Source organism: Acidovorax sp. GW823-FHT01C06 (genome assembly GCF_058798375.1).
Map to the genome: position 1 here is coordinate 21,819 of NZ_JBXAKN010000008.1, position 16,728 is coordinate 38,546.

General features: G+C 66.7%; 18 protein-coding genes. 11 read left to right on the top strand and 7 right to left on the bottom strand.

The window, feature by feature from the left end; genetic code table 11:
* Nucleotides 1-12: 12 nt before the first annotated feature.
* The gene (locus AC1RCS_RS16635; protein WP_218338990.1) at nt 13-1,101 is read left to right on the top strand and encodes a mechanosensitive ion channel family protein; all 1,089 of its coding nucleotides are present in this window, start codon (nt 13-15) and stop codon (nt 1,099-1,101) included.
* Nucleotides 1,102-1,944: 843 nt separating this feature from the next.
* Here the strand turns inward: AC1RCS_RS16635 and AC1RCS_RS16640 are convergent.
* The gene (locus AC1RCS_RS16640) at nt 1,945-2,070 is read right to left on the bottom strand and encodes a hypothetical protein (RefSeq protein WP_492245504.1); all 126 of its coding nucleotides are present in this window, start codon (nt 2,068-2,070) and stop codon (nt 1,945-1,947) included.
* Nucleotides 2,071-2,347: 277 nt separating this feature from the next.
* Here AC1RCS_RS16640 and AC1RCS_RS16645 point away from each other — a divergent pair, with 277 nt between their 5' ends.
* Entirely contained in the window at nt 2,348-2,503 is a 156-nt protein-coding gene (locus AC1RCS_RS16645) for a DUF3606 domain-containing protein (RefSeq protein ID WP_369642268.1), read from the top strand.
* A 77-nt stretch (nt 2,504-2,580) separates the two neighbouring features.
* Nucleotides 2,581-5,070 (top strand): DNA ligase D, encoded by a 2,490-nt coding sequence (gene ligD, locus AC1RCS_RS16650; protein WP_492245503.1) that lies wholly within the window; start codon nt 2,581-2,583, stop codon nt 5,068-5,070.
* Nucleotides 5,071-5,168: 98 nt separating this feature from the next.
* Here the strand turns inward: ligD and AC1RCS_RS16655 are convergent, their stop codons facing one another.
* Nucleotides 5,169-5,543: a glycosyltransferase family protein gene (locus AC1RCS_RS16655; protein ID WP_218294277.1), complete on the bottom strand. Its 375-nt coding sequence runs from the start codon at nt 5,541-5,543 to the stop codon at nt 5,169-5,171.
* Nucleotides 5,544-5,823: 280 nt separating this feature from the next.
* On the opposite strand from AC1RCS_RS16655, the gene AC1RCS_RS16660 reads away from it, so the two are divergent.
* Nucleotides 5,824-6,141: a hypothetical protein gene (locus AC1RCS_RS16660; protein WP_492245502.1), complete on the top strand. Its 318-nt coding sequence runs from the start codon at nt 5,824-5,826 to the stop codon at nt 6,139-6,141.
* Between the two features lie 48 nt (nt 6,142-6,189).
* Here the strand turns inward: AC1RCS_RS16660 and AC1RCS_RS16665 are convergent, their stop codons facing one another.
* On the bottom strand, nt 6,190-6,783 hold the full coding sequence (locus AC1RCS_RS16665; RefSeq protein WP_218294275.1) for a low affinity iron permease family protein: 594 nt from the start codon (nt 6,781-6,783) through the stop codon (nt 6,190-6,192).
* 410 nt (nt 6,784-7,193) lie between these two features.
* Between AC1RCS_RS16665 and AC1RCS_RS16670 the strand changes: the two genes are divergently transcribed.
* Both AC1RCS_RS16670 and AC1RCS_RS16675 read left to right on the top strand, forming a co-directional pair.
* On the top strand, nt 7,194-7,376 hold the full coding sequence (locus tag AC1RCS_RS16670) for a hypothetical protein (protein ID WP_218294274.1): 183 nt from the start codon (nt 7,194-7,196) through the stop codon (nt 7,374-7,376).
* A gap of 157 nt (nt 7,377-7,533) precedes the next feature.
* Entirely contained in the window at nt 7,534-7,917 is a 384-nt protein-coding gene (locus AC1RCS_RS16675) for a hypothetical protein (RefSeq protein WP_492245501.1), read from the top strand.
* 25 nt (nt 7,918-7,942) lie between these two features.
* Here AC1RCS_RS16675 and AC1RCS_RS16680 read toward each other — a convergent pair whose 3' ends face one another.
* From AC1RCS_RS16680 to AC1RCS_RS16690, 3 genes are read right to left on the bottom strand one after another with little or no spacing between them, the layout of a single operon-like run.
* A complete protein-coding gene (locus AC1RCS_RS16680) occupies nt 7,943-8,644 on the bottom strand; it encodes a hypothetical protein (RefSeq protein WP_369642264.1) in 702 nt (233 codons plus the stop codon).
* On the bottom strand, nt 8,641-9,678 hold the full coding sequence (locus AC1RCS_RS16685) for an MlaD family protein (protein WP_492245500.1): 1,038 nt from the start codon (nt 9,676-9,678) through the stop codon (nt 8,641-8,643). The genes AC1RCS_RS16680 and AC1RCS_RS16685 overlap by 4 nt, the downstream gene beginning before the upstream one ends.
* A 57-nt stretch (nt 9,679-9,735) precedes the next feature.
* Nucleotides 9,736-10,536 (bottom strand): MlaE family ABC transporter permease, encoded by an 801-nt coding sequence (locus AC1RCS_RS16690; RefSeq protein WP_218294271.1) that lies wholly within the window; start codon nt 10,534-10,536, stop codon nt 9,736-9,738.
* A 594-nt stretch (nt 10,537-11,130) separates the two neighbouring features.
* On the opposite strand from AC1RCS_RS16690, the gene AC1RCS_RS16695 reads away from it, so the two are divergent.
* Nucleotides 11,131-12,411, top strand: a complete 1,281-nt coding sequence (locus AC1RCS_RS16695) for a purine-cytosine permease family protein (RefSeq protein WP_492245499.1) — start codon at nt 11,131-11,133, stop codon at nt 12,409-12,411.
* A 65-nt stretch (nt 12,412-12,476) separates the two neighbouring features.
* Here AC1RCS_RS16695 and thiD read toward each other — a convergent pair whose 3' ends face one another.
* On the bottom strand, nt 12,477-13,325 hold the full coding sequence (thiD, locus tag AC1RCS_RS16700; protein ID WP_369642727.1) for a bifunctional hydroxymethylpyrimidine kinase/phosphomethylpyrimidine kinase: 849 nt from the start codon (nt 13,323-13,325) through the stop codon (nt 12,477-12,479).
* Nucleotides 13,326-13,611: 286 nt separating this feature from the next.
* On the opposite strand from thiD, the gene AC1RCS_RS16705 reads away from it, so the two are divergent.
* The 4 genes from AC1RCS_RS16705 (at nt 13,612) to thiE (ending at nt 16,727) form a co-directional block, all read left to right on the top strand.
* Nucleotides 13,612-14,742 carry an FAD-dependent oxidoreductase gene (locus AC1RCS_RS16705; protein ID WP_492245498.1) on the top strand — a complete coding sequence of 377 codons (1,131 nt, stop codon included), beginning with the start codon at nt 13,612-13,614 and terminating at the stop codon, nt 14,740-14,742.
* Nucleotides 14,739-14,936 (top strand): sulfur carrier protein ThiS, encoded by a 198-nt coding sequence (gene thiS / locus AC1RCS_RS16710; RefSeq protein WP_057272784.1) that lies wholly within the window; start codon nt 14,739-14,741, stop codon nt 14,934-14,936. Before AC1RCS_RS16705 ends, thiS begins: the two co-directional genes overlap by 4 nt.
* 83 nt (nt 14,937-15,019) lie before the next feature.
* The gene (locus AC1RCS_RS16715; RefSeq protein WP_218294595.1) at nt 15,020-15,832 is read left to right on the top strand and encodes a thiazole synthase; all 813 of its coding nucleotides are present in this window, start codon (nt 15,020-15,022) and stop codon (nt 15,830-15,832) included.
* Entirely contained in the window at nt 15,825-16,727 is a 903-nt protein-coding gene (gene thiE, locus AC1RCS_RS16720) for a thiamine phosphate synthase (RefSeq protein ID WP_492245519.1), read from the top strand. The genes AC1RCS_RS16715 and thiE overlap by 8 nt, the downstream gene beginning before the upstream one ends.
* The last annotated feature ends 1 nt before the right edge of the window (nt 16,728 follow it).

A 16,728-nucleotide genomic window follows, 5' to 3' on the forward strand; every position in this document is an offset into this window, starting at 1 on the left:
CCCTGCCCTGCCATGCCCGAAGGACTTCACCTGTCTCCCTGGTCTGCCACCGCCCTCGCCGCCCTCCTGGCCGTGGCCGTCGCCGCCATGGCCCACCGCATCGCCGCGGTGGTGCTGCGCCGTGCCACGGCCCCGGTTCCGGTAGTGCGCGCGGTGGTTATCGCCTGCATTCCCGTCATGCGGGTTCTGCTGCCGCTGATCGCGCTCCAGCTCGTCTGGCAGGCGGCCAGCGACGACTTGAGGTACATCGGCAGCGTGCGGCATCTCAACGGCCTGCTGGTGATCGGCGGAGCGTGCTGGCTGCTGATCGCGGCCATTGGCGGACTTGCCAATGGCGTCATCGCGCAGCATCCCGCGGATGTGGAGGACAACCTCACGGCGCGGCGCATCGCCACGCAGGCACGCGTGTTGTCTCGCACCGCGATGACCGGCGTGGTGATGGCCGGCGTGGCCCTCATGCTCATGACCTTTCCAGGGGCGCGGCAGGTGGGCGCCAGCCTGCTGGCATCGGCCGGCGTGGTGGGCATCGTCGCCGGCATCGCAGCGCGCCCGGTGTTCAGCAACATGATCGCGGGCCTGCAGATCGCGCTGGCCCAGCCGCTTCGCATCGACGACGTGCTCATCATCGAGGGCGAATGGGGCCGCGTGGAAGAGATCACCGGCACCTATGTGGTGTTGCGCATCTGGGACGAGCGGCGCCTGATCATTCCGCTGCAGTGGTTCATCGAACACCCGTTCCAGAACTGGACGCGCACCAGTTCCGAGATCCTGGGCACCGTGTTCCTCTTCGCCGACTACCGCCTGCCGCTCGATCCCCTGCGCGCCGAATTGCAGCGCGTGCTGGAGGCGGCCCCCGAATGGGACCGGCGCGTCGGCATTCTTCAGTTGACCGACGTGACCGAGCGCACCCTCCAGATACGCGTGCTGGTTTCCGCGCGCTCTTCGGGCCTGGCCTTCGACCTGCGGTGCCGCGTGCGCGAGGCACTGGTGACCTTCATCCAGCGCGAGCATCCCGACTGCCTCCCACAGGTGCGCCTGCACGCGCAAGGCAGCCCCCTGGTGCCCGCAGGTGCCGCCTCACCCGCTCCGGGCATGGGCTGACGCCTGCCCGCAGTGGCAGGCGTTGCACCCCAGGGGCAGGCGCGCGGCGCGCGTGGGGAGGCCCTCAGCCCAGGCAAAAAAAAGCCCGCACCAGGCGGGCCGAACTCTCGCATGAAAAAAAGCAAGAGGAGGGGAGGTGTCAGGGAGAGAGCCTGACAGAAGCATCGTAGGCCCCTATCGGCGTTACGCGCTGACAACGCAAGCAACTTGCCTGTCGAGACGTAACGGCCCCTGCCCGGGCCTATCGCACGAGGCTGAGGCCGGGTCGGCGTGTTGGCTGGCACAAAGCGCCACGGGAAGGCGATAACGTGAGGCCATTGCCCAGGTCCACTCGAAAGGAAAGACCGCGATGCTTCACACCCACGTACCCGCCCCCTCCCCCGTACCCCCCTTCCCTCCCGTGGACACCCCGCCCCCCTGGACGCCCGAGCCACCCCAGGTCGATCCGCCAGCGCAGCCAGGCACACCCCCGGTGCAAGACCCGCCGCCCCACTTCTAGCTAGCGGGCGGCTTCGGCGAAAGCAGCTCAGGTCGGCCCGCACCGCGTGGCGCCGGTGCTTCGAAGGGGATGGGGATGAACTTTCTTGCCGCTCAGGAGGGCGGCGCGATCAGGGTCGCGAAGTGCTGCGGCAGAGATGGGCCGCGCGGCCTTTGGTGGGTGCAAAGTGCCAGCCATGTCATGCGCCGTGCAGCGCTGCTGGTATACAGGGGATACGTCAAGAATCAAGCCCAGCGGTGCCGCTTGCACTCAAGAGATAGCACCAGCGCGATGAAGCACCACGCTTGGCGATGCGGTTGACAGCAGACGGGAACGGCGGCCCAGGCGACGGCGCATGGAACGATTCAATAGCCCATCTTGAAATACGCCACCGCCAGCACCGCCACCGTGGCAACCACTGCGGCAAGCCAGAAGACGCGGGTGTCGTACATGCCCAGTTCTGGATCCGTATCCACGAGAACGTGTTGCATGCGGGAAGAATTGGCTGGTGTGTTCATGGTGGTGACCCTTCTCTCTGGAGCCCCCAAGTTAACGCGGCGGAGCCTTTTGCCGTGTCAGACAAGAGCCCATCCGCATGTGGTTTTCCGGCAAGGTGAAAAGGCGGCTCCCACCAAGGGCACTGATTCGGTACAGCGGGCCAAAACGATGCCGCCGCATGCAGGCGGAGCCTGTGCCGGAGCACCTCCTGTCCTACAACCTCTGAAATACCCACGTGATAGCTTTGGCCGTTCACTCAAGGAGCCGGCAATGAGCGATGACAAAAGCCAGACGGTACAGGACCGCCGTTTCATCAACCTCAGCGAACCCTGTGAAGTGCGCGACTGGACCCATAGCCTGGGCGTCGCGGAAGCCCCGGCCGGCCCGTCCGCCGACAAGGTCCGCGAGTACCTGGTTTCGCGGTAGTGGGGCCTGCCATGGCACCCCCAAGGCAACGCGCCCACCCCGGACGCCGTTCTGCGGCATAGTCGCCTCGAGCCACCATGAAGGAGCCCTTGGCCCAGTACAGGAAGAAGCGCAACTTTGCGCTGACGCCGGAGCCCGCGGAAGGCGGTGTGCCGGGCGGCGATGCCCTGCAGTACGTGATCCAGAAGCACTGGGCCAGCCGCCTGCACTATGACTTGCGGCTTGAACTGGACGGCACGATGAAGAGCTGGGCCGTGCCCAAAGGGCCGAGCTACGATCCGGCCGACAAGCGCATGGCGGTGCAGGTGGAAGACCATCCCATCGCCTACAACAGCTTCGAAGGCCAGATTCCGGCGAAGCAGTATGGTGCCGGCCGGGTCATCATCTGGGATCGCGGCTACTGGGTGCCGGTCGGGGACCCCCACGAGGGCTACCGCAAGGGGAAATTGAAGTTCGAGCTTCACGGGCACAAGCTCCAGGGCCATTGGACGCTGGTGCGCATGCACGGCCGCGCAGGGGAGAAGCAGCCCCCCTGGCTGCTCATCAAGGAACACGACGGGCTGGAACGCCCCGGCCACGAGTTCAGCGTGGTGGATGAAATGCCCGACAGCGTCGCGGCGGCGCCCGCGGTCTCCGCGCCCCGAAAGGCCCCGGCAAGGCCCGGCGACGTGGCGCCGTCCGCCAAGCGCCAGGCGAGCGCGATGACGGCGCCCAGAGCGCCGCTCCCGGAGACGCTGTCGCCCCAGCTCGCCACCTTGGTGGACGGTCCACCCCATGACACCACGGGCTGGATCTGGGAGCTGAAGTTCGACGGCTACCGCCTCCTGGCCCGCGTGGAACGAGGCAAGGCGCGGCTGTTCACCCGCAACGGCAATGACTGGACGGCCAGGATGCCGGACCTGGCGGCGGCCATCGCCAGGCTTGCGTTGAAGTCCGGCTGGATCGACGGTGAAGTGCTCATGCCCGATGCCCATGGCGTCCCAGACTTTCAGGCGCTGCAAAATGCATTCGATGGCCAGTCCACGCAAGCACTGGTTTTCTATGTGTTCGACTTGCCCTACGCGGATGGCCATGACCTTCGTGCGCTTCCTCTCGTGGAGCGGCGGGAGCATCTTCGCAAGGTCGTGGAAGGGGCACCCACCGACCGGGTGCGCTTCAGCGAGGCCTTTGAAGCGCGGCCGGCCGACCTGGTTTCCTCGGCCTGCAAGCTGGGCTTTGAGGGGGTCATCGGAAAACTCAAGACCGGCGGGTACGCTTCTCGGCGCAGCGCGGAGTGGATCAAGCTCAAGTGCACCCACCGCCAGGAGTTCGTGATCGGCGGCTACACCGACCCGCAGGGATCTCGCACGGGGATTGGGTCCTTGCTGCTCGGTGTCCACGACGACACCGGCGCACTGCGCTATGCGGGCAATGTGGGTACGGGGTTCAGTGAACGCGTCCTGGCCGATCTGAGCCGAAGGCTCCGTGCGCTGCGCACCAGCGCGAGCCCGTTCGCCAATCCGCGCGCCATCGGGAAAAAAGCCCACTGGGTCGAGCCGAAGCTCCTCGCCGAAGTCTCGTTTGGAGAATGGACAAAGGAAGGCAGAATCCGGCACTCCGTGTTTCATGGCCTGCGCGATGACAAGCCGCCCCAGGCCATTGTCCAGGAAAGGCCGAAGCAGTGGGCGAAACACCCGGCCGCCGCCGGCTCCGGGATCGGTTCGTTGCGCGTATCGCATCCCGAGCGGGTCATTGACCCATCCACCGGCACCACGAAGATCGACCTCATCCGCTACTACGCCACCGTGGCGCCGCTGCTGATGCCCCACCTGGAAGGCCGCCCGGTTTCCCTCGTCCGAGCACCAGACGGGGTGAGCGGTGAACTGTTCTTTCAGAAGCACCTGGAGACTGGCCGCATGGAGGGCGTGCGGCAGCTCGCGGAGAGCCTTTTTCCCGGGCACCCTGCTCTGCTTGAAATCGCGGGCCCACAAGGGCTGCTGTCGGCCGCGCAGATGAACACGGTCGAGCTGCATACATGGAATGCCCGCAAGGACAGGATAGGGCGACCGGACCGGATGACCTTTGACCTGGACCCCGGCGAGGGAGTGCCCTGGACCCACGTGCAGGAAGCAGCGACCTTGGTGCGCCTGATGCTCACCGAGCTGGGCCTGCCCGCCTTTCTCAAGACCAGCGGAGGCAAAGGCCTGCACATCGTCGTGCCGATCAAGCGGCTTCATGACTGGGAAACGGTCAAGGGATTCAGCCAGGCGGTGGTGCGGCATCTGGCACAGACGATTCCACAGCGGTTCGTGGCCAAGAGCGGGCCCAAAAACCGCGTGGGCAAGGTCTTCGTGGACTACCTTCGCAATGGTTTCGGAGCGACGACAGCAAGCGCCTGGACGGCCCGCGCACGCCCCGGGATGGGCATATCGGTCCCGGTATCGTGGCCGGAACTGGACATGCTGGGCAGCGGTGCGCACTGGAATATCCAGAACGTAGGGCCACGTTTGCCCGTGGGCAACGGCGCCTGGGAGGGCTATGGGCAGGCTGCGGTGTCGATATCCAGCGCCCTGAAAGCGCTGGACTGAAGCCGCGCCACCCTAAAACTCCATTCGACGAAGACACGCCGCTTCAAAAATCGATGAAAACTCCGCCAGGAACGTCATCGACCGCCCCTGCTTTCGCCTCACGCATCTCTGCGATTGATATAGAAGACGCCGTCCTGTCCCTCGTCCACCTCGAGCTCCATGGGGCTCTTTCCGGTGGCGGCAAACAAGGACCAGGCCGTGTCCGCGATGGCGCCATGGTGGGCCATCACAAGCCCCAGCAGCTTTGCGACATCTTCCTTTGCATGGTGCCGCGGCCAGACCACGTCGACGGCGATGTTCTCCTTGCCATCACTGCAGCTGAAATTGATTTTTGCGTTGACCCCATGCGGGGAATGCGCCTCATCAGGATTTCGGCCCACCATGGCCCTTACCACGTCCAGCGCGGCGCCCGGATCCTCCTCCCCGGCAATGGATTCCCGGACGTGCGCTTGATTCAACAGGTCATTTTGCATCTCAGCCTCGCATTCTCATCACCAGGGGGCCCGTTTCTCGGTGCTGTCTCCAGCGCTGGCAATCGCCCCACGGGCCCGTCATGCAAGCTTCATTGAATGCCCCGCGTTCGTGCGCGGATGTCAGTCATATGCCTGCCCGCCAGTCGGACACGTGGTCGTGGCAACACAACCGAAATTGCAACAAATTGCATAATTTGCTTCAAAAAGTGCGATCTGTTGTCATGAGAATCTGCTCTATTCACAATAAGTCACTCCACCCCCTATGGAGTGCAACATGCCCATGGAGCTACTGTTCGCCCTTGCACAGACCGAGTTGCCCAAGACCGTCGAGAAGCCTTGCGACGTGGACAAGCTTCGGGTGCTGGCGGCCGCGCAGCTTGTTGACGTCCGGCTCCCGGATGTGGGGGCCCGCGACCAGGTGGCGGAGGTCTTCGGCATTTCCCAGCAAGGTCGCGCGGCATTGGCAAAAGCCTATCCCCACCACGCCTTCAGGTTCACCGCCACCTTGTCTTCCGGCTCCATCATTCCCGACTGGCTGCCCTCGCTGGACAGCTGCCGCATGGAACGCGATGCGACACGGACGACATTGGATTCCTAGCACCTGCGGACGTTTTCAAGGTGGGCGTGCAGGATCCGCGCCCCCAACTCACAAAGCCCCTTCCCGCCCACTGCAGCCTGCGCCGAGAACCGCAACGGCCTCGCGCGCATGGGCGGGGCGATGCGCGTCCATGGCCGAAGCGGACATGCCTTCTTCGTCAATGGAGTGCGCGCACTTGTCCCTGCCGGCCTGTCTGGCCCGTTCGGCCAAGCGCACATAGAAGCTCGCGACCTCGCGCAGGTCCTGTTCGTCCAGGTCCTCGATGCCGATCATGCGGTTGCTCGCATGCCGATTGGCCGCCAGCAGCTCATTGAGCTTGAGGTGAATGGCCACGCTGTCCTTGTTCTGGCTTTGCTGGATGAGAAACACCATCAGGAACGTCACGATGGTGGTTCCCGTGTTGATGACCAGTTGCCAGTTCTCTGAAAAGTGAAAGATCGGCCCGGTGACGGCCCAGGCCAGCACCATGAGGAGCGCGGCGCAGAACATGCCGGGAGATCCGGCCCACCGCGTGACATGCGATGCGAAATGGTCAAAGGCCGCCTGCACGGAGGTACGGGTGGCGTAAGACGGGCTGCTGGTCGAAGGCATGGCACCCATCGCATCCGTGCCCTCGCCCTGCTGCAGTAGTGGCTCTTTCATGGGGACTTCCTTTCTCGCTGACTGGTCAAGGACCGGAGGGCTGCCGCCGCCGATCCGCAGCGCACGGCCTGCAAGCAGCCAAGGGGAAAGCCCGGTCGCGCCAGCCCTCGCATGAAGGGCCCTGCCGGGCTGCGGTGATTGTGGGAGTGCCTTGCCCGGCCGGCAGGTCGGAAGCCTTGCCCATCCGCCATGGGCCGGGTCCTACAGATTCACCCCTGCGAGCACCCGGACACCCGGGGGCTCTTCATCCCAGCAATTGCAACCAAAGGCAACAGCGTCCAGCCAGCGCCCGGTATCGCAGTTGTCTGACAGACGCACACCGGTTGCTTTGCTGAAATCTCCGCTATCAGCCATTGAGGCTGGCCCGGGAGGTCATTGCGACTCCCACCTTTTTTGACAAAGGAACCATCATGAAACGCCACCCTTTGCCCCCCGGAGCCCGCGCACTGGCAGCGTTTGCCGGTACGGTCGTGCTTGCGGTACTTGCAGCGGCATCCTTGTTGATGCCCGATGTGGCGGTGCAGTCGGTGGACTCCATGTCGCTCTTGCCCCATGGGCTGGACCAGCTCCTGCCCACGAGCCTGTTCCAGTAGCGGACTGCCGGCACTGGGTTGCCAGGGCACGTAGATTGACCACATCCGGTGCGCGCTTCTGCACTTTTTTGGCAAAGTAGAAAAAATCATAGCATCGGAGTACCATCTGGCGCTGCACAACGGCATTTTCGTTGTCATTCAAGAATGGAGGACGATCGTGACCACACGTTTTCGAATCTCTGCAGGCCTGAATTCCTCTTCCTCTCACGCCATCGCATGGCGTTGGTCCGTCCTGGCGCTGATGGCGGGCCTCCTGGGCTGCACGAGCCCGCGCGACAGCTCCCTCGAAGAGTTCGCCCGCTGGCATGATGGCGCCCGCGCCCAGGCCCAGGCGGGGACGCTGAGCTGGAGCGAACTCTACAAACAAAGCTTCGACCGCCTGACGGCCCTGCCCCCTTCATTGCAGCAAGACACACGGCTGGAGAACACCGTGCTTCTGCTTTCCACGGCGCGCAAATACGAGGCGAATGAAATCAGCGCCCAGCAGTTTGCCTCGGAGCGGGACCACATCGAAACACAGCTGCAGGCACGGTTGCGCTGAGAATCGCCCCTGGAGTCCCGGCCCGCTAGCGCAAGCCTGCGGCGCCCTGCTCCACGATGGCAATGCGCCGCCGCAGCGCCGATGCCGACTCCGCGTCTCCTGCAGCGTCAGCGCGCTGCGCCTGCAGCGTCAACCAGGCCATCAAAGGCCGCCGCCAGCCCTGTGTGGACGCGGCATCGATGGCGTTGCCAATCACGGCCGGGCTGGCACGCCCTGCCTGAAACAGCACCCCGGCCGCCACCAGGCGCGAGAGCGGATCCTCGATGGCGGACAAGGCCGCCCCATCCCCCGACACGGCCACCTTGCGCTGCGCTTCGGGCAGCAGGCTTGCCCCTTGCGGCGGCAAGCTGCCGGCCAGGTAGTCGGCATAGGCACGCTCCGGCGCCGCCGCATCCGCGCGCAATGGCTCAAAGCGTTCACACGGGCCAGCCACCAGACTGGCGACCTGCGCCGCGCAGCGCATGAGCTCCAGGCGGGCCAGCAGATCCGGGCGGCCCGTGCGGGCGACCTCCGCGCGGGCGCGGTCCCACTCCAGCCTGTCGACACGGTCATTGCCTGACAGATAGGCTTCCAGCGCCTTTTGCGCGGAGGCCTGGGCGTTCATCTGCCAGTCGGGCACCCGGGGCTTGCCGGAGCAGGCGGACAGCAGCAGCGCCGCCGCCAGGAGCGCGGCATGGGTCAGGTGCCGCCGCAGCACAGCAGGGGGCGTGGGGATAAGACGCTTCATGGCAGCTTGAGCTCCGTGTCCCGCGCGAAAGGCCATTTGCGGTTGATCTCATTGACCAGGCTCTCCACCTTGCGCAGGTTGCTTTCCACCTCGGCGCGCAATGCGCCCAGGTCGGTCGTGGCTTCCCGCGCATTGGCACCGATGGCCTGCGCCTCCACCAGCACCGCGTCCACCTTCTGCAGGCTCGCGCGGGTGTCGGCCAGCAGGCCCCCCAGCTGGGCCACCGTGGCCCGCACTTCGGGCACCAGCGCGTCCTTGCTGCCATCGGCCCCAAACACCTGTTTATCGGCACGTGCCGCCATGCCATCCAGGCGCGCGAGCAGTGCGTTGGTGCGTTCCAGCGTGGCCACGATCTTCTTCGCATCGGCCTCGTTGCCCATCAGCACGCCCAGCACGCCCCCCGGGCCGTTGATGCGGTCGGTCAGCGCCCGCACGTTGGCCAGGCTGCCGCCCAGGGCCGCGTCCTGCGCGGTGAGGGCATTGAGGTTGGACAGCAGTTCGCGGGCCGAGGCCATGAGCTGCGGGATCTCGGCGGTGGCATCTCCGCGCAGCACAGGGCGCACGGAGCCGTCCGGCAGGAGCTTGTCGTTCAGCATGCCCGTGTAGGCGCGGATGTTGGTGCCCCCCACGATGCCCCGCACCAGTGTGAACACGCTGGATTCGCGCAGCCAGTGGGCGTCCTTGCGCGGCACGTCCACGATGATGCGGGCGTTGCCGGTTTCGGCCAGTTCGATGCGGCGCACGCGGCCAATGGGGAAACCGGAGAAGGTCATGTCCATGCCCACCACCACGCCTTCGGAGTCGTCGGCGGTCAGCACCAGGGTCTGCGTGGGCTCGAACGCACCGCGCGCGTACAGCAGGTACAGGCCCGATCCCACGATGAGCGCCAGCGTGAACAGCAGCAGCGCCGCCGCCTTGAGCTCCAGGTAGGCTACCGGGCGCAAGGTTTCCACCGGCGGCACGTCGGCGGCCGCAGGCGCTGGCGCTGGCCCGGGGGGCAGTGTGGGGCGGTGGTGGGGGTTCTGGTCGTTCATGGATGCCGGGCGTGGGTCGCGGGATGTAAGGGTCTGGCGGATGTCGGCAGGCAGGAGTCAGTAGTAGTTGCCCATGAGCGAGGCGACCTCGATCAGCAGCAGGACGGCGAACATGCGGGCCAAGCCCCCCAGCTCCGAATCGGGCTGGGTGCGGTCGCCAGTGTCGTACAGGCCCGCAGCCATGGGAATGAGCGCCACGGCCAGGCTGAAGAACACCGTCTTGAGCACGAACACCATCGTCACACTGGGCGTGAACACCTGGCCGAACATGCGCGTGTAGCTGGGAGCCCCCGCCAAGTTGAAACCATACACCCCCAGATAGGCCAGCACCAGTGCCACCACGCAGCTGAGCGCGGCGAGCGTGATGCACGCGAATACGCCCGCGATCACCCGCGGCAGAAGCTCGATGCGCACCGGGTCCGAGCCCTGGGCGCGCAGCGCGTCGAACCGGCCGTTCTGCCGCAGGCGGGTGATCTGCGTGCCGTTGGGAATGGTGCAGCGCATCGCCACGAACAGCGCGGCCGTGAGCGGGATCAGCTCGAGCACCAGCACGCGGATCACCATCTCCAGCGCATAGCGCGAAAGGCCATAGCTGAGCGCCGTGACCACGACGATGCGCGTCAGCACCAGGCTGATCAGCGCCGCCAGCACCGTGAACCCCAGCAGCACGGGTGCCGTATCGAGGTACAGATGGCGCGCCAGCGCCCTGCGCGTGCCCTTGCCGTAGCTGGACGGAGACAGCACCAGCACGAGCACGACGGCGCCCAGGTACAGGATGCGCCACCACGCGACCGCCCAGCGCCGCGCGGTGTTCCACACGCGTTCGGGCAGGGAGAGGCCGGGCAAGCGCGAAATCATGGCCGGATCATAGCGGCGCTAGCCCCAAAATACCGCTCAGGACTGGAGGACCAGAGACAAGGCGATTGATCTTCCCGGAGGCTATTTTTAGAGCCTCCTTTGCTATCAATCAGCAGCAATCACCCTTGCTGCTTAAATCACGCCACCTCTTACTGTGCCGTGGGTTCCAGCATGCACTTCTTCATTGCGCAGGGCACGCATCCGCCGAGCCGCCAGCCCTGGAGTTGAGACACAGGCACACCGGCTCCCGCCCAGCCACTGCGTTTTCCTTGTTGGCCTGAACGCACGCCTTGCGATTGCCCACCATAACCGAGCTCAGTCATTGCACGAAAGCGCGAGCACCCTCCGTTGACATTGCCAGGGCCGGCAACAGGCATGGCACAATCGCGCCGCTGCCTCAGGGCAGTGAATGCTAGGGGTGTCCCGCCAGAACGGGGCTGAGATCACACCCTTTGAACCTGTTGCGCACAGTCTTGATTTGTGCGCGTGAGATCATCCTCGCGCAGGGAAGCACGTCCTCCAACGCCGCACCCGAGCTTCGCCGGGCACCGGCAACGTGGGCCGCCCCTGCTCTGTACTGCCACGGAGCCTGCCATGTCCTCATCCCCCGCCGCGCCCGCCACCAACGAAGCGCTGGCCCCCGTCTCCCCCGACCGCCGCGTCTTCCAATGGCACGACCACGCCTCGCTCTGGTTCAGCCTGGGCGTGGGCCTGCTGGTCATGCAGGTGGGCGCCTACCTGATGCCCGCGCTGGGCACGCAAGAGGCGCTGATCGCCATCGTCTGCGGCTCCATCGTGGGCGCGGGCCTGCTGGGCTGGGTGGCCAAGCTGGGCTGCGACAGCGGCCTGGCCAGCGCCGGGCTGATGCATGCCGTCTATGGCCGCACGTTCGCCAGCCTGCCGATCATCCTGAACATCGTGCAGCTGGTCGGCTGGGGCACGTTCGAGCTGGTGGTGATGCGCGACGCTACGGTGGCCATCGGCCAGCAGTCCGGCACCATGGCCGGCGCGCATTGGCCCGTGCTGGCCACGCTGCTGTGGGGCGGCGTGGTGATGCTGCTCATCAGCGGATCGATGGTGCAGCTGGTGCGCAAGGTGATCGCGCGCGTGGCGCTGCCGCTGGTGGTGCTGTCGCTGCTGTGGCTGTCGTGGCAGTTCCTGTCGCTGGCGCAGGCCCAGGGTTTTGAAGCGCTGTGGACGCGCAAGGGCGAAGGCGGCATGGGCGTGCTGCCCGCGCTGGACCTGGTGATCGCCATGCCCATCTCGTGGCTGCCGCTGGTGGCCGACTATGCGCGCCACGGCAAGAACGGCGGCTCCGCATTGCGCGGCACCTGGCTCGGCTACGCGCTGGCCAACATGTGGTGCTACACGCTCGGTGTGCTGGTGGCGTTGACCTTGCCCAGCAAGGATCTGGTGCAGGCCCTGTTGCTGGCCCAGGGCGGGCTGATCGCGCTGTCGCTGATCCTGATCGACGAGGTGGACAACGCCTATGGCGACACGTATTCGGGCGCAGTGTCGGCACACAGCCTGCTGCCACGCTGGGGCGTGCGCAAGTGGGGCCTGGCCATGGCTGCGGTGTGTACCGGCCTCGCGCTGGTGCTGCCCATGCACAGCCTGGAGCCATTTTTGCTGCTGCTCAGCTCGGTGTTCGTGCCGCTGTTCGGCGTGATCCTGGGGCGGCTGGCCTTTGGCGCCAACGCACCCGCGCTGCTCGCTGCGGCACGCCGGGTGAATGCGGCCCCGGTGGCGATCTGGCTGGTGGGGATTGCCGTCTACCACCTGGCCCCGCAGGTGGTGCCGGGCGCGGGCTCGGCGCTGCCGGCGCTGGCGTTCAGTTTTGTGCTGGCCTGGGCCACACGGCCACGGGTGCGTTGAATCGCTATTTTGTGAGCACCTAGCGCTTAATGGATAAGCGCCAGAGGCCAAAAACAATCAAACCTTTAAAGCACCAGCTGCGCCACGGGCGCATGGCCGTGGTTGAGCGGGCCATGGCCACGGCCGGTGGTCACATCGGCCCCTGCCGCGATGGCGCCCAGAATGTAGGCACGCGCGCGCTCCACCGCCTGCTGCAAGGGCAGGCCCCGCGCCAGGTGTGCAGCGATGGCCGATGACAGGGTGCAGCCCGTGCCATGCCCGTTGGGCGTGGCAATGCGTGCGGACTCCAGCCGCTGCCGCACGCCGCCGCGTGTGGCCAGGACATCCACCACCCAGTCTCCGGGCAGGTGGCCGCCCTTGAGCAGCGCCGCCGGGGCGCCCAGGGCCAGCAGCCCGTCCACCGCAGCTGCCAGCGCATCCACGCCCTCGATCGTGCGCCCCAGCAGCCAGCCGGCCTCGTCCAGGTTGGGGGTGATCACCTCGGCCAGCGGAAACAGTTCCTGCACCAGCACGTTCACGGTTTCCGCGGCGATGAGCCGGTCGCCGCTGGTGGCCACCATCACCGGGTCGAGCACCACGTGCGGCAGCTGGTAGGTGCGGATGGCATCGGCCACCACGCGCACCACTTCGGGCGAATGCAGCATGCCGATCTTGACCGCGTCCACGCCGATGTCCTGCACCACGGCATCGATCTGGGCCTTGAGCATCTCGGGCGGAATGCCGTGGATGCCCGTGACGCCGCAGGTGTTCTGGGCCGTGATGGCGGTGATGGCCGTCATGCCGTAGCAGCCCAGGGCGCTGAAGGTCTTGAGGTCGGCCTGGATGCCCGCCCCGCCGCCGCTGTCGGAACCGGCGATGGAAAGCACGCGCACATAGCGGCGTGCTGCGGAGGTCGGGGGAATCAATGAAGTCATGGCAAAAATTATGGCCTATGCGTTAGCGCAAAAAGAGCTGCCACGGGTTGTGCTGTAATTGATTTTTCCGGACGAAACAGGGGTGTCCCGCGGCCGAGAACTGAACAGGTTCTTGGGTGCGCGACTGAGAAATACCCTGGGGCACCACAGAACACTGCGCACCGCGCGGCGCGTACTGGCCCCGCTACCCGATCCAGGTCATGCTGGCGTGGGGAGTTTCCAAGAGCGGCCCTGCCCCCGTTTTGTCCATGGTTGCCAGCCAACACACAGACAGACAGACGGACTTATGCCACTTCAACCCTCTTCTTTTGCCATTCTGGGCGCGGGCCTCATGGGCCGATTGCTGGCGGTGGAGCTGGCCCGCCAGGGGCACCGTGTGGACATCTACGAGGCGGGCAGTCCGGCCGCCGAGCATTCGGCCGCGACCGTGGCCGCCGCCATGCTGGCGCCGCTGGCCGAATCGGCCATCACCGAGCCCGGCGTGGTGCGCATGGGCCACCATGCCCTCACCCGCTGGCCGCAGCTGCTGGCGGCGCTGGCCGAGCCCGTGTTCTTCCAGCAGGCCGGCACGCTCATCGTGTGGCACCGGCAGGACGCGGCCGAAGCCCAGCGGCTCACGCGCCAGCTGGAAGCCAACCAGCACACGGTGCCCGAGCTGCCCGCCCTGCAAAAGCTCGACGGCGCCGCGCTGGCCCAGGCAGAGCCCACGCTGGCACAGCGCTTTGCGCAGGGCCTGTACCTGCCCGGTGAAGGCCAGCTCGACAACCGGCAGCTGCTGGCTGCCCTGGTGGTAGAAATGCAGCGGCTGTCCGTGCGCGCGCACTGGCACGCGCCCCGGTCGCCCGAGGCCTTTGCGCCCGGCGCCCCCGGCCAGCCCGACTGGGTGCTGGACTGCCGCGGCCTCGGTGCCAGGGCCCAATGGCCCGCGTTGCGGGGTGTGCGGGGCGAGGTGGTGCGCATCCACGCACCGGATGTCACGCTGCAGCGCCCCACGCGGCTGGTGCACCCGCGCTACCCGATCTACATCGCGCCCAAACAAGACCATCTGTTCGTGATCGGCGCGACCGAGATCGAATCGGACGACGTCTCGCCCGCCAGCGTGCGATCGACGCTGGAACTGCTCTCCGCCGCCTACGCCGTGCACCCCGGCTTTGCAGAGGGGCGCATTCTGGAACTGGCCACGCAGTGCCGCCCCACGCTGCCCGACAACCTGCCCGCCATTCGCCAGCCACGCCGGGGCGTGCTGGAGATCAACGGCCTGTACCGCCACGGCTTCATGATCGCGCCCGCCCTGCTGGACGTGACGCTGGAAGTGCTGAACGCGGGACAATCGCAGCTTTCGCAACGTTTTGACCTCGCGCTGGAACTGGAGCCCGCCCCCCTGCCCCCAACCAGCGCGGCCGCCGCCTTCGCATGAACATCTCCATCAACCAGATCCCGCATGAACTGCCCGAAGGGGCCACCGTGGCCGATGCCGTGGCCGCCATCGCGGCACGCCCTCCGTTTGCGGTGGCCGTGAACACCCACTTTGTGCCCAACACCCGCTACGCCGCGCAGGCCCTGCAGCCCGGCGACCGCGTGGAAATCATCTCGCCCGTGACGGGGGGCTGACCCCCGGCCTTCTTTCTTGAGACAAATTGGCCCTTGGCGCTTTTCCACAAAGCGCGAGCAGCTATTAAAAAGATAGTAAATTCATGACCACCTCGACGCCCCAAGACCCCCTGGTGCTGTACGGCCAGCAGTTCGCCAGCCGCCTGCTGCTGGGCACCTCGCGCTACCCATCCCCTGCGGTGCTCGAAGCCGCCGTGCTGCGCGCGCAGCCCGCCATGGTCACCGCGTCATTGCGCCGCCAGGGCAGCAACCCGGCCGAAAGCGGCAGCAGCTTCTGGGAGCTGCTGCGCAAGCTCAACGTGCCCGTGCTGCCCAACACCGCCGGCTGCCACAGCGCGCAAGAGGCCATCACCACCGCGCAGATGGCGCGCGAGGTGTTCAACACACCGTGGATCAAGCTGGAGCTGATCGGCGACGACTACACGCTGCAGCCCGACACGCTGAACCTGGTAGGCGTGGCGGAACACCTCATCAAGGAAGGTTTTCAGGTGCTGCCGTACTGCACGGAAGACCTGGTGCTGTGCCAGCGGCTCGTCGATGTGGGCTGCCAGGCCGTCATGCCCTGGGCAGCGCCCATCGGCACCGGGCGTGGCCCCGTGAACCCCTATGCACTGCAGACGCTGCGCGAGCGCCTGGACGTGCCCATGCTCGTGGATGCGGGCCTGGGCCTGCCGTCGCATGCCTGCCAGGTGATGGAATGGGGCTATGACGGCGTGCTGCTGAACACCGCCGTGGCCCTGGCGCAGGACCCGGTGGCCATGGCGGGCGCGTTCGCCGACGCCGTGAATGCCGGGCGTGCAGCACGCAAGGCCGGTGCCATGGCGGCGCAGGAGGCCGCCCAGCCCAGCACGCCCGTGCTCGGCACCCCCTTCTGGCACCATGAACAACATGCGTGACGACACCAGCGCCATGGTGCAGGCCCTTCTTGCGCACCACGCCCCCACCTTCGCGGGCTTTGGCGCCGAGCCTGTCCCGGAGCCCACGCGGCAGGAACCCGCCTACCTGGCAGCCCTGCAGGCCTGCAGCACGCTGGGCTTCATTGCCCACGACGCGGAATGCCTGGCCCAGGCCTGGCTGGCGCAGAGCCTGCGCACGGGCGCCTTCCAGCCAGCCCAGTGGCCCGACGAGCCACAGGACTTTGGCCTGGTGCCCCGGCCGCGCGCCGATGCGTTCGCCCCCTGCCCGGAAAGGCTGGGCCTGTACGCCGTGCTGCCGGATGCCGGCTGGGTGGGCCGCATGGCCCGCGCGGGCGTGCCCACGGTGCAGCTGCGCTTCAAATCCGCCGACGAGCACGCGATTGCGCAGGAGGTCCACGCCGCCGTGCAGGCGGTCGAGGGCACGGGCGCCCTGCTGTTCATCAATGACCATTGGCGCGTGGCCATCCAGGCGGGCGCCTACGGCATCCACCTGGGCCAGGAAGACCTGGATGCACTGGCCCCCGACGAGCTTCAGGCGCTGCGCGCTTCGGGCCTGCGCCTGGGGGTCAGCACCCATGGCTACGCGGAAATGGTGCGCGCAGATGCCGTGGGGCCCAGCTACATTGCCATGGGTGCCGTGTTTCCCACCACCCTCAAGAAGATGGCCACGGCGCCACAGGGCGTGGGCCGGCTGGGTGCCTATGCGCGCCTGCTGCGCCACTACCCCCAGGTGGCCATTGGCGGCATCGGGGCGGAGCAGTTTGCCCAGGTGCGCGCCACGGGCGTGGGGTCCATCGCCGTCGTGCGGGCCATCGTCAATGCCTCCGACCCCGAAGCCGCGGCCGCGCAGCTCATGCGCGGGATGGTGGAGTAAG

Excerpts from the sequence above, each read along its gene's own strand:
- AC1RCS_RS16635 (WP_218338990.1), top strand. The coding sequence starts at position 13 with ATGCCCGAAGGACTTCACCTGTCTCCCTGGTCTGCCACCGCCCTCGCC.
- AC1RCS_RS16640 (WP_492245504.1), bottom strand. The coding sequence starts at position 2,070 with ATGCAACACGTTCTCGTGGATACGGATCCAGAACTGGGCATGTACGAC.
- AC1RCS_RS16645 (WP_369642268.1), top strand. The coding sequence starts at position 2,348 with ATGAGCGATGACAAAAGCCAGACGGTACAGGACCGCCGTTTCATCAAC.
- ligD (WP_492245503.1), top strand. The coding sequence starts at position 2,581 with ATGAAGGAGCCCTTGGCCCAGTACAGGAAGAAGCGCAACTTTGCGCTG.
- AC1RCS_RS16655 (WP_218294277.1), bottom strand. The coding sequence starts at position 5,543 with ATGCAAAATGACCTGTTGAATCAAGCGCACGTCCGGGAATCCATTGCC.
- AC1RCS_RS16660 (WP_492245502.1), top strand. The coding sequence starts at position 5,824 with ATGGAGCTACTGTTCGCCCTTGCACAGACCGAGTTGCCCAAGACCGTC.
- AC1RCS_RS16665 (WP_218294275.1), bottom strand. The coding sequence starts at position 6,783 with ATGAAAGAGCCACTACTGCAGCAGGGCGAGGGCACGGATGCGATGGGT.
- AC1RCS_RS16670 (WP_218294274.1), top strand. The coding sequence starts at position 7,194 with ATGAAACGCCACCCTTTGCCCCCCGGAGCCCGCGCACTGGCAGCGTTT.
- AC1RCS_RS16680 (WP_369642264.1), bottom strand. The coding sequence starts at position 8,644 with ATGAAGCGTCTTATCCCCACGCCCCCTGCTGTGCTGCGGCGGCACCTG.
- AC1RCS_RS16685 (WP_492245500.1), bottom strand. The coding sequence starts at position 9,678 with ATGAACGACCAGAACCCCCACCACCGCCCCACACTGCCCCCCGGGCCA.
- AC1RCS_RS16690 (WP_218294271.1), bottom strand. The coding sequence starts at position 10,536 with ATGATTTCGCGCTTGCCCGGCCTCTCCCTGCCCGAACGCGTGTGGAAC.
- AC1RCS_RS16695 (WP_492245499.1), top strand. The coding sequence starts at position 11,131 with ATGTCCTCATCCCCCGCCGCGCCCGCCACCAACGAAGCGCTGGCCCCC.
- thiD (WP_369642727.1), bottom strand. The coding sequence starts at position 13,325 with ATGACTTCATTGATTCCCCCGACCTCCGCAGCACGCCGCTATGTGCGC.
- AC1RCS_RS16705 (WP_492245498.1), top strand. The coding sequence starts at position 13,612 with ATGCCACTTCAACCCTCTTCTTTTGCCATTCTGGGCGCGGGCCTCATG.
- thiS (WP_057272784.1), top strand. The coding sequence starts at position 14,739 with ATGAACATCTCCATCAACCAGATCCCGCATGAACTGCCCGAAGGGGCC.
- AC1RCS_RS16715 (WP_218294595.1), top strand. The coding sequence starts at position 15,020 with ATGACCACCTCGACGCCCCAAGACCCCCTGGTGCTGTACGGCCAGCAG.
- thiE (WP_492245519.1), top strand. The coding sequence starts at position 15,825 with ATGCGTGACGACACCAGCGCCATGGTGCAGGCCCTTCTTGCGCACCAC.